Origin of the sequence: Hyphobacterium sp. CCMP332 (assembly GCA_014323545.1) — a bacterium.
Lineage (GTDB): Bacteria > Bacteroidota > Bacteroidia > Cytophagales > CCMP332 > CCMP332.
The window spans coordinates 2,841,256-2,867,630 of record CP058647.1 but is presented as its reverse complement, the minus strand read 5'-3'; the positions used below and the strand labels follow the sequence as shown (position 1 = coordinate 2,867,630).

Annotated in this window: 19 protein-coding genes; 6 read left to right on the top strand and 13 right to left on the bottom strand. The window is 37.7% G+C overall.

Going from position 1 to position 26,375, the window contains the following annotated elements; genetic code table 11:
• Positions 1 to 8: 8 nt before the first annotated feature.
• A complete protein-coding gene (locus HZR84_12615; protein ID QNL22746.1) occupies positions 9 to 3,629 on the top strand; it encodes a PKD domain-containing protein in 3,621 nt (1,206 codons plus the stop codon).
• 17 nt (positions 3,630 to 3,646) lie between these two features.
• Positions 3,647 to 8,566: a gliding motility-associated C-terminal domain-containing protein gene (locus tag HZR84_12610; GenBank protein QNL22745.1), complete on the top strand. Its 4,920-nt coding sequence runs from the start codon at positions 3,647 to 3,649 to the stop codon at positions 8,564 to 8,566.
• 3 nt (positions 8,567 to 8,569) lie between these two features.
• Here the strand turns inward: HZR84_12610 and HZR84_12605 are convergent, their stop codons facing one another.
• From HZR84_12605 to HZR84_12590, 4 genes are all read right to left on the bottom strand, one after another.
• Positions 8,570 to 8,833: a hypothetical protein gene (locus tag HZR84_12605; protein ID QNL22744.1), complete on the bottom strand. Its 264-nt coding sequence runs from the start codon at positions 8,831 to 8,833 to the stop codon at positions 8,570 to 8,572.
• Positions 8,834 to 8,958: 125 nt separating this feature from the next.
• Positions 8,959 to 9,735, bottom strand: a complete 777-nt coding sequence (locus HZR84_12600; protein ID QNL22743.1) for a TIGR02757 family protein — start codon at positions 9,733 to 9,735, stop codon at positions 8,959 to 8,961.
• Positions 9,732 to 10,913, bottom strand: a complete 1,182-nt coding sequence (locus HZR84_12595) for a LysM peptidoglycan-binding domain-containing protein (protein ID QNL22742.1) — start codon at positions 10,911 to 10,913, stop codon at positions 9,732 to 9,734. Before HZR84_12595 ends, HZR84_12600 begins: the two co-directional genes overlap by 4 nt.
• The gene (locus tag HZR84_12590) at positions 10,903 to 11,691 is read right to left on the bottom strand and encodes a hypothetical protein (protein QNL22741.1); all 789 of its coding nucleotides are present in this window, start codon (positions 11,689 to 11,691) and stop codon (positions 10,903 to 10,905) included. Before HZR84_12590 ends, HZR84_12595 begins: the two co-directional genes overlap by 11 nt.
• A gap of 3 nt (positions 11,692 to 11,694) precedes the next feature.
• On the opposite strand from HZR84_12590, the gene HZR84_12585 reads away from it, so the two are divergent.
• The 3 genes from HZR84_12585 to HZR84_12575 all read left to right on the top strand — a co-directional run bounded on the left by HZR84_12585 (position 11,695) and on the right by HZR84_12575 (position 15,360).
• Positions 11,695 to 13,050: a nodulation protein NfeD gene (locus tag HZR84_12585; protein ID QNL23260.1), complete on the top strand. Its 1,356-nt coding sequence runs from the start codon at positions 11,695 to 11,697 to the stop codon at positions 13,048 to 13,050.
• Positions 13,050 to 13,796 carry a 3-deoxy-manno-octulosonate cytidylyltransferase gene (gene kdsB / locus HZR84_12580; GenBank protein ID QNL22740.1) on the top strand — a complete coding sequence of 249 codons (747 nt, stop codon included), beginning with the start codon at positions 13,050 to 13,052 and terminating at the stop codon, positions 13,794 to 13,796. Before HZR84_12585 ends, kdsB begins: the two co-directional genes overlap by 1 nt.
• Before the next feature lie 106 nt (positions 13,797 to 13,902).
• On the top strand, positions 13,903 to 15,360 hold the full coding sequence (locus tag HZR84_12575; protein QNL22739.1) for a Do family serine endopeptidase: 1,458 nt from the start codon (positions 13,903 to 13,905) through the stop codon (positions 15,358 to 15,360).
• A gap of 51 nt (positions 15,361 to 15,411) precedes the next feature.
• On the opposite strand, the gene HZR84_12570 is transcribed toward HZR84_12575, so the two are convergent.
• From HZR84_12570 to HZR84_12560, 3 genes are all read right to left on the bottom strand, one after another.
• Entirely contained in the window at positions 15,412 to 15,981 is a 570-nt protein-coding gene (locus HZR84_12570) for a peptidylprolyl isomerase (GenBank protein ID QNL23259.1), read from the bottom strand.
• Positions 15,982 to 17,394: 1,413 nt separating this feature from the next.
• Positions 17,395 to 18,141 (bottom strand): response regulator transcription factor, encoded by a 747-nt coding sequence (locus tag HZR84_12565; protein QNL22738.1) that lies wholly within the window; start codon positions 18,139 to 18,141, stop codon positions 17,395 to 17,397.
• A 4-nt stretch (positions 18,142 to 18,145) separates the two neighbouring features.
• A complete protein-coding gene (locus HZR84_12560) occupies positions 18,146 to 21,115 on the bottom strand; it encodes a histidine kinase (GenBank protein ID QNL22737.1) in 2,970 nt (989 codons plus the stop codon).
• Positions 21,116 to 21,208: 93 nt separating this feature from the next.
• Between HZR84_12560 and HZR84_12555 the strand changes: the two genes are divergently transcribed.
• Positions 21,209 to 21,562, top strand: a complete 354-nt coding sequence (locus HZR84_12555; GenBank protein QNL22736.1) for a hypothetical protein — start codon at positions 21,209 to 21,211, stop codon at positions 21,560 to 21,562.
• Here HZR84_12555 and HZR84_12550 read toward each other — a convergent pair.
• Genes HZR84_12550 through HZR84_12525 form a run of 6 tightly spaced genes read right to left on the bottom strand, consistent with a single transcriptional unit; the run spans position 21,559 to position 26,352 of the window.
• Positions 21,559 to 22,788: an N-acetylmuramoyl-L-alanine amidase gene (locus HZR84_12550; GenBank protein ID QNL22735.1), complete on the bottom strand. Its 1,230-nt coding sequence runs from the start codon at positions 22,786 to 22,788 to the stop codon at positions 21,559 to 21,561. The genes HZR84_12555 and HZR84_12550 overlap by 4 nt on opposite strands.
• On the bottom strand, positions 22,772 to 24,079 hold the full coding sequence (locus HZR84_12545) for an MFS transporter (GenBank protein QNL22734.1): 1,308 nt from the start codon (positions 24,077 to 24,079) through the stop codon (positions 22,772 to 22,774). The genes HZR84_12550 and HZR84_12545 overlap by 17 nt, the downstream gene beginning before the upstream one ends.
• A 55-nt stretch (positions 24,080 to 24,134) precedes the next feature.
• Positions 24,135 to 24,605 carry a biopolymer transporter ExbD gene (locus HZR84_12540; GenBank protein ID QNL22733.1) on the bottom strand — a complete coding sequence of 157 codons (471 nt, stop codon included), beginning with the start codon at positions 24,603 to 24,605 and terminating at the stop codon, positions 24,135 to 24,137.
• Position 24,606: 1 nt separating this feature from the next.
• Positions 24,607 to 25,158: a biopolymer transporter ExbD gene (locus HZR84_12535; protein QNL22732.1), complete on the bottom strand. Its 552-nt coding sequence runs from the start codon at positions 25,156 to 25,158 to the stop codon at positions 24,607 to 24,609.
• Positions 25,158 to 25,481 carry a hypothetical protein gene (locus HZR84_12530; GenBank protein QNL22731.1) on the bottom strand — a complete coding sequence of 108 codons (324 nt, stop codon included), beginning with the start codon at positions 25,479 to 25,481 and terminating at the stop codon, positions 25,158 to 25,160. The genes HZR84_12535 and HZR84_12530 overlap by 1 nt, the downstream gene beginning before the upstream one ends.
• A 19-nt stretch (positions 25,482 to 25,500) precedes the next feature.
• Positions 25,501 to 26,352, bottom strand: a complete 852-nt coding sequence (locus HZR84_12525) for a MotA/TolQ/ExbB proton channel family protein (protein ID QNL22730.1) — start codon at positions 26,350 to 26,352, stop codon at positions 25,501 to 25,503.
• Between the last annotated feature and the right edge of the window lie 23 nt (positions 26,353 to 26,375).

The window sequence follows — 26,375 nt, the reverse complement described above, 5'->3', positions numbered from 1 at the left end:
ATTTACACTTGAAAACGAGTATCTTCCTAGTACTTTTTAGCCTAATATTTTTAGAAGTTAATGCCCAATGCCCGATTCCGGCAAGTTGTACACCGGGAGGCCCTACAGCAGCCAACGCGGAATTATTCAATATGGGTATTCGTCGAGTTACAATTAATACGCTCGACAAGACATCATCTTTTATCAATTCCACCTTATCCAATTCATATGAAGATTTTTCCTGTACGGATTCTACAACTTTAACAGCCGGAATTCCATATAACATTTCTGTTACCACCAATGGAAACCCTCCCACGGGTACGCAAAATGAAAATGTGAGGGTTTGGATTGATTATAATAATGACGGTTCTTTTAGTGCAACTGAATTGGCCTTTTCTTCAAATAATAAACAAATTCACAGCGGAAATATTACCGTACCTCCAACTGCACTGACCAATGTACCGCTTCGTATGCGGGTTGCCTCGGAATGGGTCGGAGCGAATAACTCAATTCCAACAGCCTGTACAGACCGAGAATATTCACAGGTTGAAGATTATAAAATTGTGGTTCAGGTGAATGTATTGCCACCCGCTGCGGACTTTAGTGCTAATCCACAAATTAGCTGTAACGGGGTCGTTCAATTTCAGGATCTTAGCATTAACGGGCCTTCATCATGGATTTGGGATTTTGGTGATGGCACTTTTTCTACCTTGCAAAATCCGCTTAAGACCTATACCATTAACGACACTTTTGATGTCACTTTAATTGCGAGTAATGCCAATGGATCAGACACGATCGTAAAAAACGATTTTATCGTAAGGACGGGCTTTATTCCACCGGCCGCCTCTTGTACTCCTTTGACCAATGCTTATTGTTGTGGTTATGGAATTACAAATTTTCAATTTGAAAATATTAATAATTCCTCTTCAGATGCTTCCGTGGGATATGAGGATTTCACTTGCACGGATTTCACACACGTCATTGAAGGATTATCTTATCCGGTTTCCTTCACGACAAATCAAAGTGCTGCGGTTAATTTGAAAATGTATATTGACATGAATGCCAATGGTTCATTTCAAGACCCGGGGGAATTAATTTATTCTGCAAACAACGTTTCCAATCCTTCCACCAATGTAATTATACCTGCGGCAAAAGCTCCTTATACTCAGGCATTGAGAATGCGGATCATGACAGATGCGGTAGGCTCAACTTTTAATTCTTGTACCAATCTTACCAGAGGGCAGGCGGAAGATTATACAGTATTAATTGACCCCAACCCATTTCCACCTATTGCAAACTTCCTGGACAATCAGGTCAATGCCTGTCAGGATTCTATAGTATTCACAGACAACAGTATTAATGCTCCGCAAAGCTGGTTTTGGGATTTTGGTGATGGTGATACATCCAATCTTCAAAATCCAGTGCACAAATACACATCGAATGGAACTTTTACGGTAAAACTGGTTGTAACTAATTCCAATGGAGCAGATTCCACAAGCAGAAATTTCACAGTAACAGATGGGGCAAGGCCACCGGTTTGTATTCCAAATACTTTACAAACATTTTTTCCTTTGGGTATAGAACGTGTAGTGTTTAATACGATCAATAATATCACCTCTTCTTCAGCTAATTTCCCCCCATATGAAGATTTTGCCTGTGATTTTTCAACCACAGTCACACAAGGGCAAACGGTTAATTTGACCGTTGAATCACAAAGTAATTTTACGCCTTCTGATGTAAAAGCCTGGCTGGATTATAATGACAATGGTATTTTTGAAAGCAATGAGGAGGTATTTAATTCTACCAATGCCATTGTGCATACAGCGCCCGTTACTATTTCTGCAGCAACATCTGTAGTGACTGGCAAAGGGCTAAGATTGAGGATTGCCTCAGATTTTGTCAACTCCCTGAATGGTCCTATTCCCTGTGGTGATCTTGAATTTGGACAAACTGAAGATTATACCGTTGTAATCAATGCGCCAATGCTGCCACCGGCTGCCGATTTCAGCGTTTCCAGTTTTACAGCCTGTACAGGGGATATAGATTTTACCGATATTTCAGGTTTTGGCCCAACCCAATGGTTCTGGGACTTTGGCGATGGAAATACTTCGACCCTTCAAAACCCAAGCCATTTATATACTTCTGTAGGTTCATTTTTTGTAGAGCTAAAAGCTTGCAATGCCTTTGGATGTGATTCAATTCAGAAGACCATAAATATTACAGATTTGAATGGAGTAAAACCTGCCGTATGTACTCCAGGTACAAATTCAATCAATAATTTAATAGGCATTTTTAATGTTACCTTGAATGATTTAAATGTATCTACCATTTCTACTACAGGATACAGCGATTTTGCTTGCGATAAGTTCGCCGAATTGGTTGATGGCAATGCCTATCAATTAAACGTTACCGTTAGCACTTTCTTTAATCAAACAGTGGAAGCCTGGATAGACTATAATAACAATGGCACATTTACTTCCAATGAAAAAGTAATGACAGCCAGTGGATTTGGTCAATTGAGCAATGTGGTCATTCTGCCGGCCAATGCGGTAAAAAACAAATTTCTAAGATTAAGGGTAATGAGCAATAGTACTTCTTCTGGTGGTGCCCCTTTTGATCCTTGTGCAAATGTACCTGTTGGTGAAATTGAGGATTATGGGGTTTTAATCCGATCGGCCAATGCTGCTCCTATTGCTGATTTTGAATCTTTTGATCCAAATAGCTGTAATGGTGAAATTGCCTTTGTCAATCAATCGTATAATAATCCTACCAACTTTTTATGGGATTTTGGAGATGGGAATACATCAATTGATGAAAACCCCGTACATCAATATTCCAATACGGGTTCTTATACGGTAAAATTAAGAGTACAAAATGGATTTGGTGTTGATAGCCTGGTTCGTCTCAATTACGCTATCGTTTCCCAGGTTCAGGGGCCTGAAGCCGCCAATTGCTATCCTATGACTGAACATTCTAACCCTGATTTTGGCATCGTGGGTGTATCCTTAGCCGGAATTAGCAATACCAATAGCATTGTGGATGGCTATGAGAATTACACCTGTTCAGACACCACTCATTTAGAAGAAGGACAGAGTTATCCCATTCAAGTCATAACTTCGGATAATGTAAGAGCGAATGTTCGGGTCTTTGTCGATTTCAACGATGATGGCATATTTCAGGAAAGCACAGAATTGTTTCTACTTTCCAACAATCGAATTCAAAACCACGTAGGAACACTGACCGTACCGGCTTCTTCCGTTAAAAATAAATTGCTTCGTATGCGTGTTTGGGCCGATGAAGCGGCGGTTCCGCTGCCGGCCAGTTTTGCCTGCACAAATCCGGAATATGGGCAAGTCGAAGACTATGGAATATTAGTAAAAGGAACAATCGGTATTAGTGATGAACTCGGGGAACTGATTTCTTTGTATCCTAATCCAGCTAAAACCATTATCAGACTGGATTTGCCAGCCCAGCTAAAAGCGAGCAAAATTTCAGTATTCGGGCAATACGGAAATGAAGTAATGGAGCTGGTAAAAGAAAGGAATCAAAATTCAATTGAAATAGCAATTGAAAACTTAAATAAGGGTATTTATTTTTTAAGGATAGAAAATAAAGACTTTAATAAAACATTGAAATTCATTAAGAATTAAGACAAGAAAAACATACCATGACGAATATTTTTACCTGGGTTAAGAAATCCTTTATTGTTTTCATTTTTGCATTGATAGCCTTGCCCTCTCAAGCTACACATTATCAGGGCGGAGATATCACCTATGAGTTTCTTGGAATTTTTGGAGGCCAATACCGATATCGATTCCAATTAGATGTATATGTCAACTGTCTTCCCACTTCAAATTTTCCAAATGGCGAAGTAAACAATCTTGATTTATGTATCTATAATGGTGCTACAAATGCTTTGTTCACTTCACGTACAATGACCAACCCCTTTAGGCAATTTGTTCAGCCTGATTTGCCGCCAGGATGTAGTGTTCCAATTATAAATCAGGTTTTATGCTCTAGACTAAACCGATTTACAGAAGTTATCGATTTACCAGGTCCGTTTAACGAATACTATGCCATTCATGAAAGATGCTGTCGTGAAAATGCAATTGACAATCTTCAAAATGCGGGTGCAACGGGTAATACCTTTATCACTGAAATGCCACCCAATTTTGTTCAAAATTCTTCACCTCAGTTTCAGGATGTTGTTATTCCATTTTTATGTACTAATGATACCATAACACTGTCAAATAATGCCATTGACCCTGATGGTGATTTTCTGGTGTATAATTTTGTCCAACCCTATGATCAATTTACAGGAGGAACTGCTCCTAGCTGTGCACCTACCTATAATGCCAATGCCATTCCAGGTGCACCTTATGCCCCAAATTATTCCATTCAAGATCCTTTTGGTCCAGGTTCTTATGCCTTCATTAATGCATCAAACGGATTAACAAAATACTTTACTCCAAACGCTGGTAAATATTCTCTAGCTATTGAAATTCAAGAATATAGAGATATCAATAACGATGGAATTCAAGATCTTATTGGTACGATTTACAGAGAAATAATTTTCATTGCAGAGGCTTGTGCTCCGAATCCGACACCAGTTATATCTCCGGTTAACGTCAACGGTAGTCCGGTTCCAATTGTAGGTAATACAGGTGATATCGACATAAATGAAGGAGAGTCGCTTTCATTTTCATTTACGTCAAATGATCCAAACAACGATTCTGTAAATATTGAACCAAGTGGAAGTATTTTAGATGGGTCTAATGGCTATACAGGTCCATTGGCTATATTTCCCGATACTGTCGGTCAAGGGAGTGCTACAACGAATTTCAACTGGCAGACAGTATGTGGTATCACCGGACAATTTGTGGTAAGGATTGATTTAAGAGATAATGGTTGTCCTCCAAAAAATGATATTTATTTTATAAACATTAACGTCAGACCATTTGAAGCTACGGATCAGATCGCTACAACAGATCCGGGTCTTGAAGTAGATTCCATTTGTTTTGGCTTTGATACCATAGAATATGTCGCTCAGATCAATGCACCGAATACCGTCACCTGGGCTGCTTCCGGAGGAAATATTATTGGTTCAAATTCCTCCGATACAATACGAGTGGTCTGGACCAATACCGGTTTGAATCAGTTGAGTTTAATTGAAACCAATTCCCTCTCCTGCACCGATACCAGTACTTTTAATATCAATGTTATTGCGCTGGACACAATTGTTGCATCAGCTGATCTATTTATATGTGAAGGCGATTCGGTACAATTAAATGCTAGCGGAACGAGTGGTTATCAATGGACACCAAATCAGTTTATTTCTAACAATTTCACACCAAATCCTTTTGTTTTTCCTACAGATACTACAATTTATATCGTTAGTAATCCCAATGCTTCGGCCTGTGTGCTCAACGATTCGGTGAAGGTTAGCGTGGTGAAAAATTTTGCAGAAGCTGGTGTCGATGAAGACTTTTGTTCAGGCGACACGATCCAAATTGGTTCTGCATCCTTGACTAATAAAACCTATACCTGGTCAAGCGCGCTTAATCTGAGTGATGGAAGCATTTCTGATCCTTTTTACACCAATGTAATATCCGGGCCCTCACCAATTATTGATACTTTGATTGTAACTGCTACAGACACTATCAATGGCTGTATTTTTAATGATGAAATCGTTGTTGTTACGAATCCATTGCCAATAGCAGATGCAGGAATGGCAGATACCATTTGCTCGGGGGAATCAACAACTTTAGGCATCTTAAACCCCGGGCCTAATTCTAATTGCTCATGGATAGGTAATTTTGTTGCTAATCCTAATTCTTGTCAAACACTGGTTACACCTGTCAATCCGGGAAGCACCAATCTGACATACCAATACGTGCTTAACGTTATTAATTCTAGTACTACTTGTGAAAATTCCGATACGGTTGAGGTGATTTCCAAACCTTTGCCTCCGGTCAATGCTGGCTTAGATACAGCAGTTTGCCGGCTCCAAACCATACAATTGGGAGGAAGTGCTACACCGGGTGTGGTTTATTCCTGGGTAACAACTGCTACCGGATCGCCCATTTCTCCAACCAATAGCTCAAACCCAAATCAGACTTTTAATACTTCGGGAAATTTTCAAAGCATCGTGACTGCGATAAATACGGATCCTTCCAATTTATGTACCAATAGAGATACAATCGATGTTTTCGTAAGAAACCTTCCAAATGTTCAGGTCATTCCGGATACCGTGATTTGTTCTGAAGATTCTATCGATATTGGAGGCCCTAATAATAGCATATTTACCTATACATGGAGCACGCAGTCAGGATTGAATGACTCTACCATATCAGACCCTACGCTTTCAATTAATAATACCACGCAGGTTTCTCAGTTTTTTAATTACCAGTTGGTCGTAGAAAATACGGTTTCAGGGTGCATTGATTCTTCGGATGTAGACGTGGAAATCAAACCACTTCCTATTGTCGATCCGGGGCCGGATTTGGCCATATGCTCTGAATCAAGTGATACTTTGGGTGTTGCTGCGACAAGCGGTTATAATTACCTATGGGGTACTGCACAGTTTTTGGATGATTCTACACTTGCCCGTCCTGAAATCAGCCCGATAACAGGAAATAATCCTGTGGTTCTGAAATACGATTTGCAAATTGAATGGAATGGTTGTTTTGACGATGATTCAGTATTTGTGACGGTTAATCCTAAGCCCGTGGTAGATACCATAATTGGCGGGGTTTCTATTTGTCCAAATTTAGAAGATGTATTGTACACGGTATTAGATACTGTGGGTTTTATAAATTACACATGGGGCATTAGTGGTGGTTTGTTTATCTCTCCTACTAATAATGATTCTGTACTGGTAGATTGGGGAGGATTAAATCCCAATGCTTCCTTGTATATGATTCCGACCAATAGTTTTAATTGTATCGGCGATACGACTTTTCTTCCAATTGACATCAATCCCATATTGAGTTCACCACCACCGGTTGGGCCAAATAGTATTTGTTTGAGCAATGCGAACACCGTGGTCTATTCTGTGCCTTTTACCTCAGGATATAATTACGTTTGGTCGAGTCCGCTTATCAATCACAACATCAATACCATTTTACCCGGCAATCAGGTGGCCTATGATTTTCTTGAACCCGGTGTAGCGCAAATATTTGTTGAACAGCAGGTGACCACAACCACGAGTACATGTCTTGGATTCTCAGATACATTAACTGTCACCATTCATCCCGATCCGGATTTGTCGGTACCGATTGTAGGCGATACATCATTATGTGAATTTACGCAGGGCATTGACTATACTGTAAATGGTTTTCCAAATTCTACCTATCAATGGTCTGTTTTACCAGGAGGCCCGGCCGGCGATTCCACGAATTTATTGACTTTAAGCTGGGGCGCGGCAGGAAATTATCAGGTCATTGCTTTTGAAACCACCGAATTTGGATGTACTTCCGGAAATTTGGTCTTGGATGTACAAATCAATCCGATTCCAGAAACGGATTTTACTTCGGTTGATACATTTGTTTGTGCTGAAACCGTAAACGGCAATTCTTATGTGGCCGATGGCTTTGCTAATTCAAATTATATCTGGGATGTCGTGGGAGGATCTTTTGAGCAAAATGATTCCAGCCAGACTGCATTGGTCACCTGGGATCCGGATCAAAACAATTTAGAAATCAATGTATTTGAAGTTTCGGAATTCAACTGTACGGGTGATCCGGTAAGTTTCAGTCCAACATTGGATCTTTCACTTCCTTTGGTATCAAATGTAAGTCTCACAAACCCGGAGGATACTTTTTCCAATGTCCTAATTTCTTACAATAAAGGTTTCGACTATTCAGAATTGATACCTGATACCTTAACCATGTATAGAAAAATCGCTACATCCTCCAACTGGACTCCAATTGCCGAAGTATCAAGTGCTGATTCAATTTATCTGGATACGGATAATCTCAACCGATTGGACAATTATTATGAATACCAGGTGAGTTCAAGAAATCTATGTTCAAACGAAATATTCAGTCCTCAGCACAATACCATTAAGCTGGAAGGAGAAGGTATCGAAGACCTCGATCAATTGGAATTGTTCTGGAATGAGTATGTCAATTATTCCAATGGCCTTCAGGAATACGAAATTTATCGAAGATTGGACGATCAGGACAGCTTTGAAATATTCCAGAATACCGGCGCCAATTCATACACCGATTTTTCCGCCAATGATGGTTTCAGACATTTCTTTAGAGTTCGCGCTATTGAAGGAGGCGGAGAAAACGAGTCATGGTCCAATGAATTCCTGGTCATATTCCTAAATACAGCCAAGGTTGCCGATGTGATCACTCCCAATGGAGATGGAAAAAACGACACATGGAAAATTGACAATATTGAATTATACCCCGGAACGGAAGTGAAAATATTTAACAGATACGGAACAGAAGTATATAAAACTTCCGATTATAAAGGCGATTGGGCTGCGGATAATTTACCGTCGGGTACCTATTTCTTTCAGGCTGTATTTCAGCATCTGGATGAGCCCGTTGGAGGATACATTACTGTGCTCAGGTAAGGATTATTTACCGTTTTTTTTTCTAAAAGTAATGGGAATGTACTCTTCCGTAGGATTACCAATATGTATTAGTTCCCAGCTGGGATCGTACTTTTCAACCAACTCCCGAATACAGCCCGCGCGGTCGTCTTTGGGAGTTTTGCAATCTTCCCAGAAAAATATCTCAATCCGATAGTTGTATGTCTTGCGTATTCCGTTGATTTTAACATCAACTTCGATTTCCTGTTCGCCCTGAAGTCTGGGTATTTGGATAGATAAAGAGTCCATAGCACAATCTTTGGAATTAATATACCAATTTTTATACCATAAGGCTATCTATTTGACTATCTGATGGTTGTAAGCTTTGTAAAAAAAATAAAATGGCCGAGATTGGACTGAATGTCCAAAAATGGTCAATGAATTTTCACATTTATACCAATCCCAAATAGCGCTATATCGTATTTGACAGGGTCTAGAGGATCAAATTTTTTTAAATTTTCAGTCAATTCCAGTGCGGTTTGCCAGTCGCCTGGTTTTCTTTTAACCAGTCCCAGATCGCGACTGACATTGCTGACATGAACATCAAAAGGACATACCAATTGTCGCGGCAAAATGGATTTCCACATTCCAAAATCAATACCATACTCATCTTTTCTAACCATCCAACGCAAAAACATATTTAATCGCTTGCATGCCGATTTTCTTGCTGGCGTAGCCACATGTTTTCTTGTTCTTTCCGGGGAGTCCTTTAGAGAGAAAAACGTTTTATGAAAACCTATCAGAGCCTTTTCAACATTTGTATCGTTATTTGACAGGTGCTGACTAAAAGCGGTCTCCAGACTCTCATTATTTGAAAACCAATAGTTAAGAAAACTTATAAAGTGCAATAAATCGGTGGTATTGAATGTTCTGTGTTTGAATTTCATCAAGGGCTTTAAATCGCTTTCCGAATGGTCAATAACAAAGGAATAAGGTGCATTGTCCATTAAACGAAACAATTCTTTGCTTTTATTAATAATGGTTATACGCTGCCCCCAGGCCAGCATGGCAGCAAAAAAGGCTGTAATCTCAATGTCCTGTTTTAATGTAAAAGCATGGGGTATCTGTATAGGATCATTTACAATAAAATCGGAAGATGAATAATGATTGTAGGCTTCATCAAGAAGTTCTTTCAATTCTTTGTGCTTCAAGGCAACCAGGAAATTTCCACTTTGAACTTTTTATCTACTCCCTTCAATGCTTCAAATGCACGCGGAGTAATTTTTAATACAATGTCTTTGTTTAGATCTATATCGGGTAGTTTTCCCACAACTCTCACAAATACGCTGTAGCCATTGATTTCATTTTTGACCTGAATGATTGTGCCAATAGGAGCGGTTTTGTGTAGTCCCAGAAAACGATTGGTATCAGTGCCTCCTTCAATGAGCTCGGCCATTCCTTTTTCTATCACTTTTTCATGCCCTCCAATATTGGTAATCTTTACTTTTGGCTCGCCCTTCATGTACTCTTCTTCTTTTGTGACAATGGGATCAGTCTTCTCTTTTGGGCTGGCGACAAGATTGTTTTTTTCAGAGGCCTTCAAGGCCAACTCCTGCCCGATCTGAATATCTGGACCTAATAGATCATTCCATTCAATAATGTCTTTACTGCTCAACTGGTATTTTTTACTAATGGAATACATGGTCTCTCCGGCTTTAACAATATGCTTATCCGGACGATCAATTGTATCAATGTTCGCAACGATTTCTTCCTTCTTCAATACCTCTATATTGGAAGGTGGAATTCCCAGCTTTTGGCCCTCGCTTAAATTATTTGTCTCCAAACCATTATAAACCTTAATGTCCTGCCATTTGACATTGTAAATTCTCGAAATGGAAAAAAGAGTCTCCCCTTTTTTGACTTCGTGGATTTTCCCGGTTATTTCTTCTTTTTCCTTTTCGGATTCAGGGCTTTCGCTATTGTTTTCCTCTTTGCCTACAATAATTCTTTGTCCCAATTGCAAATTATTGTCAGTCAAATTATTCCATTCTTTGATTTGCTCTACACTCACACCGTACATTCGATAAAGACTAAAAAGTGTCTCACCTGCTTTTACCACATGTATTTTACCTGTTAATTCCTTAAAGGGTACAACGATCATCGTCCCTGCTACAAGCCCACCTTTGGTATCTGGATTGTATTCGATAATTTCATTGACATTCACTCCATATCTTCTGCTGATCGCAAAATGTGTTTCTCCTTTCTCAACCAGGTGTTTGATAAATGTTTTACCATTTCTTTGAACTACCCCTACCGAATCCGGTCTTGAGAATGCAAAACCGAATACCAAAAGCATTAATGTGATTGTCGATAAAAGTTTAGTTCGCATTATCAGATTTAATATTTAATATGTTGAGAACATTGAATTGGGATACAAAAATCAAAAAATTGCCAGAAACAAAAAAAGAGTCGGCTATACGTTTCTCAAGCTTATCGTAAAGTTTGCTATTAAAAATTAATTCCCCCTCTTTATTGAGTATTAAAAGTCGTTTACACATTGAACCTTCTTCTTCAAAATGAACGCATAAATAGACATAAGGATTGTATTCCAGTATTTCAATTGGTGCAATTAGCTCCAAGTTGACCATATTATTTAAATATTTCTCAATTGAATCAAATAATTCCTGGCTGGGGAAAATTAATTGTGGGTGTAATAAATTCGTGGATTTTGATATCGAATTTCGCCTGAATTCTGAAAGATCAATAGCTTCCCTGTGAGTCGTTTCAAATCCTGATTTTTCTATTTCACAGGTACTATAATCTTTAAACCCAAGGAAGCGATAACCCTTTACTATTTTTACCTTTTTTTCTGATTTAGTATCAATTATTATAATCTCATTGTCTTCAGGATTTCCCGGGTCAATTATCTTTGTTAGAATCAGAAAATCATTATGTACCGAATTAAGAATGAAATCTTTTCCCTTTTGCACAAAATTTAATTTCTCCTTTTTAAATCCGTGATTAGCAGATATTTTGAAGAAAAGTATTGAATCTTCTTTGTCTTTTTGTGTTATCCATATGTTTGATGTAAATAAATCTACTTCAATACGCGTAATTGCAGATTCAAATGTTATTTGTTGTGCATGAAGGGATTTATCCTTTAACAAAAGATTTTTTATTTTAAAAACGTGAAGAACCGACTTTTATCATTAATCGCTGTATTAATTCTATTTTCTGTTTTCAATATTTCCAAAGCAGAAAATGAGAGAATACTTAAAGTACAATTAAAAGCAAATATCGATCCGAGAACAAATCGATTGATTGATTTGGCATTGGAAAAAGCTGAATCCGATAGCATGGATGCAGTAATCATAGAAATGGACACCTATGGAGGTGCGGTAACAGATGCCAATGACATTAGAAATGCCATTCTTGAATACGATAAACCTATTCATGTCTTTATTAACACCAAAGCAATCTCAGCAGGTGCACTTATCTCCATTGCCTGTGATAGTATTTATATGGCACCCGGAGCAAACATCGGTGCTGCAACTGTTGTAACTCAGGATGGTGCGGCCGCACCAGATAAATACCAATCTTTTATGCGTTCTATCATGCGATCCACTGCGGAAACCAAAGGCAGAGATCCTAAAATTGCCGAAGCCATGGTTGATGAAAAAATCAATTTAGATACTGTAAGTCCTGAAGGAACGGTTTTGACTTTTACAGTCGATGAAGCCATTGAGAATGACTATTGTGAGGCTAAGGTGAGATCAATTGAAGAAATACTTGAATTAAATGGCTGGGAGAATGCAGAGATTATCGAATTTGAAGTAGACAGTGCTGAAAAAATCATTTCAATATTTCTCAACCCTGTTATTAGCAGTGTTCTAATTTTAATTATTGTAGGTGGAATATATTTTGAGCTGCAAACTCCCGGAGTTGGTTTTCCAATTTTGGCATCATTGATTGCTGCCATTCTTTATTTTATTCCCTATTACTTGAACGGCCTGGCTGCTAATTGGGAAATATTGATGTTTGCTATTGGAATTGTTTTGCTGATTCTTGAAGTATTTATTATTCCGGGTTTTGGTATTGCGGGAATTGCCGGTCTGACCTTTACAATTGGAGGATTGGTATTGGTAATGCTCAACAATGACTGGCTTGATTTTACTTTTGTACCAAACACAGATATTTTTATTTCCCTGGCCAGCATTCTCGCCGGATTATTTGGAGCAATCATCCTAATGTTTATTGGCGGAGTACGGCTGAGTCAATCAAATATGTTTAAAAGAATCGCTCTTGAAACAACTTTTGAGAGATCCCAAGGCTATTCATCAAATTTTAAAACCATGAGTCTTCAGGGTAAAAAAGGAAAGGCTCACACCATATTGCGACCAAGCGGAAAGGTTATTATAGACGATGAAATTTACGATGCCTATTCCAGAGGCGAACATATTGATCAGGGCTCTGATATTGTTGTTGTAAGCGAGGAAGGCACATCCTTAAAAGTAAAGAAAGTCTGATGAGAGTACTTGGTATTATCCCTGCCAGATACGCTTCTACACGTTTTCCGGGCAAACCATTGATTGATATTGCCGGAAAAACAATGATCCAAAGGGTTTATGAACAGGCAAAAAAATGTTCGGGTTTTGAAAAAGTTGTCATTGCTACAGATGACAAAAGAATTAAAAATGAGGCACTGAGAATAGGTGCAGAAGTTATATTGACCTCAGAAGAACATCCCAGCGGAACAGATCGCTGTTTTGAAGCCTATGAGAAATCGGGCTTTAATGGAGATTTCATAATCAATATTCAGGGTGATGAGCCTTTTATCGATCCGGGACAGCTCGAAGCCCTAATTGACATACTCGATCCTCAAAAAGTAGAACTTGCAACATTGGCAAAGAAAATCACTGATCCCGGCCGGTTAATCGACGCCAATTCCGTAAAAGTTGTTTTTGCTAAAAACGGAGATGCAATCTATTTCAGCAGGCATCCGATCCCATTTAACAGAGATGAACCCGAAATAAGCAATTGGCTAGCTCATAATGATTATTTCAAACATATTGGAATTTACGCTTACAGAAGTGATGTATTAAAAGCAATTTGTAAACTGAAAAGATCAAATCTGGAAAGCTCAGAATCATTGGAGCAATTGCGCTGGATAGAAAACGGATACAAAATAAAACTGGCTTTTACAGATTTTGAATCACCCAATATAGATTCGCCAGCCGACCTAGAAAAACTCAAAAATCAGGGACTTATATAAATGTCATTCTGACATTAACCCGCATTGGCACAAAGATTGTTTATAAAAATGCAAGAAAAACGCAGGTCAAGGCGTTGAAGAATTGTCATAATTAAACTTATTAGAAATGAAAAATATCAAGCTTGTTTTGCTTGTTGCGATACTGAGTACCGCACTGGCAACATCAATAACCCATTTATTTAACAAAGACAGCGAAAAGGTCATTCTAAAGGAGTCGAACACTCCAGCAGTATTTGCAAGTCAGCCGGGAGAACAGGGCAATTTTCCCGGTTTGGATTTTACCTATGCAGCTGAAAAAACTACAGAAGCAGTTGTACACATCAAATCAACTGTATCTAACAATGTAAATCCGGTGATGCCACCCAACCCCTTTAGAGAATTTTTTGGTGAAGACATGTTTCCCAGCCAACCAAGAGAAAGTCAGGCCTCGGGATCCGGTGTACTCATTGCTGATAATGGTTATATCGTCACCAATAATCATGTGGTAGACAGATCAAATAAATTAGAAGTTACCCTCAACGATAACAGGACTTTTGAGGCTACCCTAATAGGTACGGATCCTTCTACTGATCTCGCAGTTATTAAAATTGATGAAGAAAATTTGCCTTATGTGGCTTTTGCCAATAGCGATCAGGTGAAAGTAGGCTCCTGGGTATTGGCTGTAGGAAATCCTTTTAATCTGGCCTCTACCGTAACTGCAGGTATCGTAAGTGCAAAAGCAAGAAACATCAATATACTTAGGGATAACTATGCGATAGAATCATTTATTCAAACAGATGCCGCAATAAACCGAGGGAATAGCGGGGGGGCGCTGGTAGATCTCAATGGTGATTTAATTGGAATAAATACTGCCATTGCCACTCCTACAGGAACTTATACCGGTTATGCTTTTGCGGTACCCTCGAATATAGTTCAAAAAGTAACGCAGGATTTAATCGAATATGGAACGGTTCAAAGAGGATTCCTTGGGGTCATGATCAGAAATGTAAACCCCATGATAGCGGATGATCAAAATCTGGGAACAAATACCGGAGTATTGGTCGATTCCCTTACTGCAAATAGTGCGGCAGCCCAGGCGGGAATAAAAAAAGGAGACGTGATAATAGCTGTGGATGGTGCAGAAGTAAAAAGTTCACCTGAGTTGCAGGAGAAAGTGGGCAGAAAACGTCCGGGTGAAGAGGTCAATATAACCGTTTTGCGCAATGGCGACGAAAAGGATTATCTCGTAGTACTTAACAATAAAAATGGAAATACTGAATATCTGGCCAAAGTTGAAAAGCCGGAATTATTATCGGATTTAGGTATTTCGGTCAGTGAATTGACTGAATCCGAAAAAGAAGAATTAAAACTCAGCAATGGCATAAAAATTGAAAAAATAGGTCCCGGAAAAGTGAGGAGATTCACTTCGATCGCACCCGGCTTTATTGTCCTTAAGGTGAATAAAAAAGAAGTAAGAGATACCGATCACTTTTTAAAGATGATTGAAAATGAAGAAGGTGGTGTCATGCTGGAAGGAATTTACCCGGGCAAAGAGGGGGAATTTTATTACGCATTTGGAAAATAATTATCAGCTATAAAAGATTGGCCTCGATAAATATCTTATCGGGGCTTTTTATTATGGGAAAATTTCTACGCTTAAAACAGTGTCACCTACTGCCAAATTAAAAACTACTTCCATCCCTTCTGTGACCCTTGCAAAATTGGTATAAGAACCATCAAGGTGAATGCTGGGATAATGCGTAACAAACCATTGACAACTTTCGGTATCCTTACCAGCAGAGGCCATGCCTACAGATCCGGTTTTATAATATTTTGGGCCAAATTCAGATCGAATGGATTCTCCCGATGAACCCCATCCATCGCCTCGTGGGCATCCGCCCTGAACAACAAAATTATTTTCAACGCGGTGAAACCTCAGTGAATCATAAAAGCTATTTTGACTCAGTTCTATAAAATTAGCAACGGTAGCCGGAGCCATTTTATGATCAAATTCCAATTGGAAAGCTCCTTTATTGGTTTTGACCCTGGCCTTTTTTAAAGAAGAAAATGATTTTAACTGATCGATATCAACAAAATGATTTAAAGGAGGCCTTTTTTTGGGAATTTCTTTCCCCTGCACAAATGCCAATGTTTTTTCAAGATCAATATAAGTTTCTATATCCTTTGGCAATGGAATATTGTTCATGGTTACTGCTATGAAGTCAGTGTTTTCCAATTGTCCTACAAAATCTATTTCTTCATTTCTCAAACCTTTGGCACCGTATCCGATTAATGTCGGATCTCCCGACAATATGGCCATTTGAAAAACACGACTAAAATAGGATATGAGTTTATTTCTTGTTTTTTGCTCCTGATAATCACTAATACTTTTAAACATATCAGCTTTGCTTAACTCGAAAAAGACTTGCATTGCATTGGACTTAGAAACAAGATCATGAGAGCCTAAAACAATATCTGCCAGAACATTATAGTTATCCGGCCAGCTTTTAAGGGCTTTTATATAAAACGACTTTGCAAATGGGTCAATTTCATTGTTCATGTTGGATAGAATATGTGAGTTGACCGCCGGTTTTTCATCCTTGTTTGCAAACTTCAATAGGATTTCGTGCATCATTGCTTTTACCTGCGGATTTTGTGAATTATCCTTGAGCAGCGCTATTTTATTCCATTCTGTACGTTCACAACGATTTAGAAAATAGCCGCCTGTTTCCAATTGGATATTGAGCTTAGATTCATTAAACAATGAAATTAGTTTAGGTGCATAAGTCGCATAATGATAATAATTCAGCGAGTTGATGGCATTGACCCTGACTCTAAAATTTTCGGTACTGTCCAAAGCTATTTCTATTAATGTCTCTGCAAATTGGGAACCATTAATTTTATTAAAGGCTGTAGCAATATTCATTCTAACCCCTGCAGAACTATCAGATTTTAAAACTTCGATGAGCTTTTCTGCATAATTTACCAGGTCTTCGCCTTTTAATCTTGCCAGCATGTTAGAAGCAGTCATTCTCACTTTTGAAGATCCGTGTTCCAAAAGACCAACCATTTTTTCTATGCTTTTATCGTAGAACACATTACGCTGTGAAAACTGATACAAGCATCGCGCGATGGCATAATCATTAAATAAATTGCTCTTATTAATGAATGAAACTAAATCCTCGGATTTGGAAGATTTCCCTACGGCTTCAGCCAATTGTACCTGTGCAAGACTGTCCTTTTCGTATTTTGCCAATTCCAGAAGTTTTTCGGTATTCGCATTTCTACAACTTTGACCATATGCATAATAAATCATCGCTCGGACAGTCGGATATTCTATAAAGGGTGCTTTGTCTAATAATAAAGCAGCCAATTCACATTCCTGCATAGAAGCAAATGCCAGGGCCAATTCATACTGGACATCCAGATCATTAGAATTAATAAATTGCTTTAAACTATCTCCTTGTCTGTGATCTTTGTGGATTAGTATTGCACAAATTTCATCTCGATTGAAATCTCTTTGATATTCAAAGGCTTGATTTTTGAAGATTTCACTTTTTTCCGAGCAAGATAAAATGATCGTGCAAACTGATAAAAGGAATAAAAAACGAAGCATAAACTACTTCGCAAGTAAAGAAATAAATTGCTCTTTTCTCCGCTTGGAAACGTCTAATGATGACCCGTCGGACATGATGACATAGCCACCTTCTCCCCTCACATATTTTTTAACTTCATCCATATTTATTAAATGAGAACGGTGAATACGGAAAAAATTATGGTCATTTAAAAGCCCTTCGTATTCTTTGATGTTTTTGGAAACCAGAATTTTACCGGTGTTTTTGGTAAAAAAGTAGGTGTAATTTCCATCCGCGGTGCAATACAAAATATCAGACACTTCAGTAAACATATATCCGTCCGAGGAAGCCAAAGCAATTTTATGTTGTTTTTTATTGGAGTTTTTTATGTTCTTGAGGAGAATGTCAAAATTTTCATGTAGTGATTTATTTGACAATTTTTCTTCGGCCTTTTTAACAGCTTCTTTTAAATCCTCCGTGCTAATAGGTTTCAAAATATAATCAATGGCCGAAAATTTAATGGCCTTAAGCGCATAATGTTCATGAGCGGTGGTGAATATGACTTCAAAATCAATTTTTGGAACCATGTCCAATAAATCAAAACCCGTTTCCCCCTGCAGCTCAACATCCAGAAAAACCAATTCCGGCTTAAGTGCAGAAATTGCTTTTAATGCCTGATCTACAGACTCTAAAGTCTCCAAAACCTGGATTTGAGGACAGTATTCAGAAATCATATTTGAAAGGGCCTCTCTTCCTCTTCTTTCATCATCAACTATTATACAATTGATCATAAGCTTAGCTTATTGGAATTCTAATTTCTACCCTTGTACCCTCAGGGTCACCTTTTTCATTTGAAAGATCAGTAATTTTCACGGATGTTTCCTTTATTTTATTTGGATTCAAAATTTCCAATCGTTCATTATTTACTTTGAGTCCCAGTGATTGACTTTTTATTGGGCTAGGTTTTTTTAGTCTTTCAGCCTCTTCTCGTCCCACACCATTATCCTCAACAATACAAAGCAAGTGGTTTTCATCATCGCATGGTAAAAATTTAATACTGATGAGGCCATTTTCTTTCTTGTAACCAACTCCGTGAATTACCGCATTTTCCACAAAAGGCTGTATTAGTAAATAAGGAATGGCAGTATCTTCTTCATGAATGGCCCGATCCACCTGTATTGCGTATTCAAATTTATTATCAAAACGGAGTTTTTCAAGATCCAGATATAAATCCAGCATTTTGACCTCTTCGGAAAGCTGAATCTCATTTTTATCCGACTTCTCAAGAATCAAGCGGATTAAACTAGCGAATTTGGCCAGATAATTAATAGCTGCTTCTTTTTCATTTGTGGTTATGAAATGCTGAATCGAATAAAGGGCATTGAAAATAAAATGTGGATTCATTTGGGCTCTTAGAGCAGTCAGTCTGAATTCTGCTATTTTCCTGTTCAAGTCTGATTTTTCTTTTTCTTCTTTTCTTATGTTTTGTATCCTGCCATTTACTATTAAAAAAATAGAACCAAAAAAGAGTGTTACTATCAAAATCCGGAACCACCATTCTTCCCAAAATGGAGGTTTTATTTCAAAAGAAAAACTGGCAACTTCATCCGACCATTTCTCATTAGTTTTACGCGATCTGACTTCAAATGTATATTTCCCATTATCCAGATTGGCATAGGTAAAATTTCGTTCTTTACCGGGTTCCGAAAACTCTTTCTCCAATCCTTTTAACCTGAACTGATATTCTGGTCTTTCGGCAGTTTCAAATGAAAGTCCCTCAAAACTGAAAGCAATAAAATTCGCATTATATGGCAATCGAAGGTTTACCGGTAAATTATAAACAAAACCATCCTGCTTGACCTTAGTGCTATCAAAATTGTCGTTTAAGATGGAGATTTTAGTGATATAAGTTTTGGGCCTTACATAGGTATCTTTTTCCGAAGTTTTGGAAATTTTTATGGCTCCGTCGTAGGTACCGACTAATATATCTGAGCTATTTTCTGCAATTGCTCGCAAAAAGCATTTCGACCTTTTTAGATTTTCTCCTACCTTGAATAACTCTGTTGGATTTCCATTTTTGATTTTATTTATACCCAATTCTGTTCCGGCCCAAACATTTTCATTTACATCAATATGAAGGGCATTAACATTATTATTTGCAAGTCCCTCTTGAATCGTTATATCTGCTTCAAACTTGATGGAATCATTAAAAAATTTAAATCGAATTATTCCAAACGTAGATGTCGCAGCATAAAATGTATTTTCCTTAGTCGCACTGAGTTGATTGCAGCTAATGCCTTCAAATTCAGAGAATTTGAAAATTTTATTATTTCTAATCACTCCAAGTCCGGAATTTAATGAAAGCCAGATTCGTTCGTCTGAATCAATGAAAATATCATTGACAAAAGGAGTTTGATCAGAATTAGCGAAGGTGAAGTATTCAAAAGCGTCATTTTCATATTTTATCAAGCCTCTCGCTCCTCCAAACCACATTGCACCATTGGATGCTTCTTCAATATCAAAAATAAAAAACCGAAGAAGCCCTTTGGGATCCTTTAGAGATTGCAGATTATTCCCATCCCATGTTAATACACCATTGAGAAGTGTGCTAATCCAAATTTTGCCATTGGAATCTTCAAATATATCATTGATGGGTTTGTTGCCTGAATATTGATTCACCGGCTCAAATTGATATTTATCTCCCTTTAAATCTTCGATCCAAATCTGCCCTGCTGATGTGCCATACCACAGTTTTCCTTCAGTGCTGTTGAGAACTGCACTAATACCATTGCTTTCAATTGAGCTTGTAAAATCAATTCGGTCGAAAGGGTATTCTGAATATTTCATTAATCCATCAATACCGGCAATCCAAATATTTTTTTCGCGATCTTCTAACACATAAGAGCAGGTTTTTTTTAAATCGGAATCTTTAAATGATCTTAAGCTATCATCCGTCAAAATATTCAATCCATTTTCAGAGGCAATCCATGTGCGTTTTTGAGAGTCTTGCATAAGATGTGAAATGCGCTCAACATCGGCTATTTTATGACTTGAGGTATAGTCTTTGTTTAATTCAATAATTTCATTCATAGTGCCGATCAGCAATGATGAATTGCCGTTATCCATTATTGATCTTACAGATTCAGATCCCGATGAAGCCCATATTTTTTCAATTGATTTGCTTTCGGTAAGGTATTCGTATAATCCACTGGTAGAACCTATTAAAAGTTTCCCTTCACAAAGGTTAAGGTCCCTTATTCTGGGTAATTCAATTAGTTCAATTGAATCATTGTTTATCAATTTATGTAATCCAATGTTTGAGCTAAAGAACATGGCATTATTGTACTCAATTATTGAGGTTACAATCAGGCCTTTTTGAATATTGATAAATGGTGCATCAGGCCCCAGTGAAGGATTAATTTTATTTATTCCTTCATTGCTTCCAACCCAGATACTATTATCAGAACTCTGATAAATACATTTTATAAAATTATTGTTGAGTCCATCGGCTTTTGTATAGTTTTTAAACTCATAACCATTGTAAATTGAAAGACCTTTTTCTGTTCCCAGCCAAATATAATCCCTGTTATCCTGAAAAATAGTATTGACGGAAGATGAGATTAAACCATCCAGTTCTGAGTATTTATCCAGTCGATAAAACTGAGCACTGATGTCATTAGTAGAAAAAAAAATGCAAAGGAAAATTAGAGACCAATTGTAAAATTGAATGTGGATTTTAGTATTTTCAGCTATATTGAAATTCATGCTATACAGATGCAGGTTCAATTTACGATTTAGAATTATTTTATTTTTAAAATCTATTTATACTGAATACGTTTATCAAATAAAGAAAAAGTTATGAGACTATTATTAATTATTGCCTTGTCCTTTATCTGGATAAATAGCAATGCACAACTGTTAAAAACCAAATTAGAAATTACTGTACTTAACACCACAGGAAATCCCGAGGCAGGAGCTGAAGTCATGCTATATGCTTCGGAAGATGACTATTTGGCGGGTAAAAATGCCATTGAGGGTAAAAAATTCACCGATTCAAATGGTGAAGTCTTGTACAAAGACCTGGCCGCTAAAAGCTATTATATTCAAGCTCAAAAAGGAAAGGCTGATAACTATGGTGAAAGTGAAAAAACCATTCCATTGGAAGCCGGTAAAAAAAATAAGGTAACTGTAATAATTACAGAAGGAAATTAGGGTTGAATTACAATTTTGCCTTTCAATTGCCTGTCTTTATTCAAGAGCTTTAAAGTATAAGTTCCATGGGGATAGGCATTTGTATTTATCTTCAATGGATTTTTAGTTTTTTTGATCCTTAAGATTTCTCTTCCCATTAAATCAAAGATGTATAACATTCCGTTTTCCTCTGACCTTATAAATATAATATCTGAAGCGGGTTGAGGGTATATTGCTAATTCATAAGAAGTATTTGTAAAATGAATTGAACTTGGAGTCAGGCAATTGTCTATTCTATTTTCAAGACTATCAATTATTCCCGGGATATCCGCATATAAAAACGTGCCTGGGCAAGCAGTAGCACAACCGTCCTGATGACCGACCACTCTACCCAAATAGGCTCCTCCCGGCAAAGGGTGTCGGGCACTGTCAGCGGGCTGGAGGGATTCCTTATTCAATTTCCAGAGAAGTAAATCTTCCAGAGTACTAAGTGCAGCCAAAGTAGGAACAACAGTAGTATAATCACCTAACAAACAAACACCCATCGTACCTGTGTTTTTTCCGCAAAAATGAGCTCCTCTTACATTATCATCGGAATATAAATTTTGACCATCTCTTCCATGAAAAAGGGTCCCGTCCTGTGCTATCAAATAATTATAACCGATGTCATCCCATCCGTTGACGCCGGTATGATATAGATAAATATTCCTGACTACTTCTGTATAATCTGTGGCGGTATTTGAGCCTGCGCTGTGGTGAATTACACAATGATTCACCTGGTTTAAAGTGGGAGATACTGTTGGCGCAGGTAGCCCAGATCTCCAAACATCCTGATCTATGCCCGCTGGTTTTTCACATGAATCCGTTTGGAGCTTTGAAAGAGATTGATTGACATTGATTTTAGGTACTTTCAGGAGAAATAACTGAAGGTTTGTTCTGAATTGTGAGGAAATAGATAGGCTTTTTGACCCTGGATTTAAAAAAATGAGATAAGATGTATAGACACTTTCATTTTCTACATGCATATCCGGCTTTAGTTCTACAATTTCATTATCCAATTTCACGCTTAATTCTTCCAGTTTTCTGGCAGATTTAAAAGCAAGGCTGCTATGCTCTTCTGATAAGTTTAAGTGCTGAACTTTACCCGGAATAAGGTTTATTTCAATTTTATCTATAAAATCAGATTGTGCATTGACAAATTGGGTCAATGAAAGAATAAAAACTAAGATGCTATATTTCCTTTTCACTCAAATTTCTTTTGGGAACAGATACAAACAATAACATGGCAAAACCGATAATAAAGAAAACGGCAAGTGCGATAGCACTGTTGCGCATGCTTCCGGTTATGTGTTCAATTAAACCATATGCAAATGTACCAATGACTATGGAAACATTATAGGTCACATCATAGAAACTAAAATAAGATGCATGGTCAATGGTATTGACAGGTATGAGTTTAGAATAAGTCGCTCGTGAAAGTGCTTGTATTCCACCCATCACCATTCCTACCAGGAAGCCCAAAATATAAAAGCCCATTTCACCCTGGATAAAATAGGCCATAATGCATACCCCTATCCATAAAATAATCATCAGGCCCAATGAAAATTTATTGCCTCTCAATTCTGAAATCTTGGCGAATAAGAATGATCCACCAACGGCTACCAATTGTATGATTAAAACCGTAAGAATTAGTTTGGAAGTTTCAAGCTGCAATTCTTTGGATCCGAATAATGGTGCCAAATACATTACGGTTTGTACACCAACACTGTAAAAGAAAAAGGATACTAAAAATTTCCGCAAATTCGGTAAATTTTTTAATGACTTGAATACCGATTTTATTTCTTTATAACCCTTGGTGAAAATATTATCCTGTGGTTCCCGGTCGTAAACATTTTCGGGTAAATAGTAAAAAGTATATTGGGAAAACCCTATCCACCAAATCCCTACCATTATAAATGAAATTCTGGCTGGCAATGAGCCTTCAGGCAAAGCAAACAATTCAGGTGTCTGTATCATTAACAAATTGATAATCAATAGAATTACACTGCCCACATAGCCGTATGAAAAACCCTGAGCACTGACTTTATCGAATTTGTCCTCGCTTACAATTTCAGGTAAAAATGAATTGTAAAAAACCAAAGAACCAGAGTAACCAATACTTGCCAAAACAGAACATGTAATGCCCCATTCTACATTTTTAGCCGAAGTAAAAAAATACATTCCGCAACAAGCCAATGAGCCTAGATAAGCAAACATTTTCATAAACATCTTTTTCTTTCCGCTGTAGTCAGCTATACCTGTAAGCAAGGGAAGTATAAATGCCACGAATAAAAATGAAAATGAAAGTGAATAACTGTATAAGACTGTATTTGGCAATTTCCAGAAGAAAAAATCTACGAGGTCGCCTTGTCCTGCATTTTTTGTTATGGTCTCGTAATAAATAGGAAAAACCGCCGTAGTGATTGTAAGACTGTAAACCGAGTTGGCCCAGTCATACATGCACCAGGCTCTGATAATTTTCTTATTGTTTAATTCCATAAAAAAACCCTGAGGCGAATAGCTTCAGGGCTCAATTTATAAAAATATGACAATCTTACTTCACAACATCTCCCAGTCTCGAAGAATAATTCAAGAGTCTGGCATTGGCATCTCTCAATTCCAACTTGATGTCTGTAATTATTCCCATCTTCGTTTCCTTATCCACTTTCAGTGAAATGATCATTTGATCCCTTTCAACTTCATCCAGTTTATTTCTTTCTTCTTCGACAAACTGGATTATTTCGTCGGTTTCAATAAAGACATCATTTACCTGAATTTTAGGCTCGGTACCAAATTGATCAACGAGATAGGACTGTGGTTTACCCACATACATATAGCTTACCAATGATTTCCTCTCAATTTTCTTTAGCTGAGAAGCAGGAGGTATTCTTTGTTCAACTTTAATGGTGTTTTCACGCATAACTGTAGTCACCATAAAGAAGAATAAAAGCATGAAAATGATATCGGGCAATGCCGATGTCGGTATTTCCTGTTTTGAACTTGCCTTTTTCTTAAACTTTGACATATTATCCTCCTATATCTGTTGGTTCAGCTTCAGAAATTTGAAGCGGATATTCTGCTCTTGCTGCATCATAAGCTCTTTTATGATCGGAGTTTTCCATGTCCAGATTTAAAAAATCCTCCAGAGAAATACCCAGATAATCGGCTCTTGACTGGTTATATGCAGCGGTTACCTCATCCAAAACAGTCAGATACTTCTCATAAGATGTACCTCTGTCAGCTTTAATTGAAACGACAGCATCTTTTGGGCTATCTGAAGATTGCGGATCTCTTCCTCTGTTATTGAGAAATTTCATGGCCGCATCTTTAATCGCTTCGGTTTCCATTGGCTCATTCTCAACTAAAAGCTGATCTTTAGAATTGATCAAAACTTTAAAGATATTTTTCTCTTTAAGTTTTACTTCATCCTGTTGATCGGATTTAGGGGGGAGTACCATTGGTATACCCTTATCACTGGCAATAGTCGTTGTCACAAGAAAGAATACCAAAAGCAGGAATGCTATGTCTGCCATAGAACTGGAGTTTACCTCAGCGCCTCCTCTGTCTTTCTTTCTCATTATTTCAACATTTTATTGACTTCAGTAAATACTATACCGATAACAGCTAATCCAATTAACATGTACATCATTATAATCAGACCACCTATTGTTTTAGACCCGGATTCATCCACGTCAAATTCGCTATAAACATTGGTTACCTCACTCCCTGAGAGTGCATAGGAAATTCCAAAAATAACGAGCAGTGCTACAATGCCTATTCCCGACTGGATTAGGCTTTTAGGATTACCCAGAGAATTAATCAGTGGCAGAATAACTGAACCTGCTGCTGCAATAACTATAAGGGCATATCCTATATACAATACTATATCAAATCCATCCATAATTTTGGTTCTATTTGGATTACTTGTCTAAATTATGTTTTACCAACAAATCAATAAATGCAATGGAAGAATCTTCCATTTGATTTACCAATGAGTCAATTTTGGCCACATTGTAATTGTAAAACAATTGAAGAATTACAGCTACAATCAAACCACCCACTGTTGTAAGGAGGGCCACTTTAATACCACCAGCTACTACCTGAGGTGAAATATCACCGGCAGCCTGAATAGAATCAAAAGCCTCAATCATACCAATTACAGTACCCATGAATCCCAACATTGGTGCAAGTGAGATAAATAAAGATATCCAAACCAAGCCTCTTTCTAGTCTTCCCATTTCCACGGAACCGTAAGAGATAATGGATTTTTCTACCATTTCTATACCTTCAGAAATTCTCAATAATCCCTGAGAAAATATAGAAGCAACAGGACCTCGGTGAGAAGCACATATTTTTTTAGCTTCTTCAACGCCACCGCTGTTAAGGGCATCCTCAACTTCATCCAATAATTTTTTAGTATTGGTCGTTGCCAGGTTTAATGTGATAATTCTTTCAATTGAAATGGCTAATCCCAGAATCAAACACAGAAGAACGATCCCCATAAACTCCCATCCACCTTCAATAAATTTTTCTTTTACTCTTTGGTGAAAAGTAGATTCTTCTTCTATTGGCTCAGATTCTTCAACCGTAGGAAGTGGGGCTGCTTCTTCAACAGGTTCAGCTTCCTCCATTGCGGCAGTGTCCGCCTCTGTTGTATCTGAAGTCATTTCTGTTTCATCTCCTGTCTCAGCATCGGCATCCTGCGCCATAAGAAGAGGAGCCTGAAAGGCCATTAAAGCAATAAGCATCAAGGTATTGATTAGCTTTTTCATAATTTAGGTATTAGTTATACGTG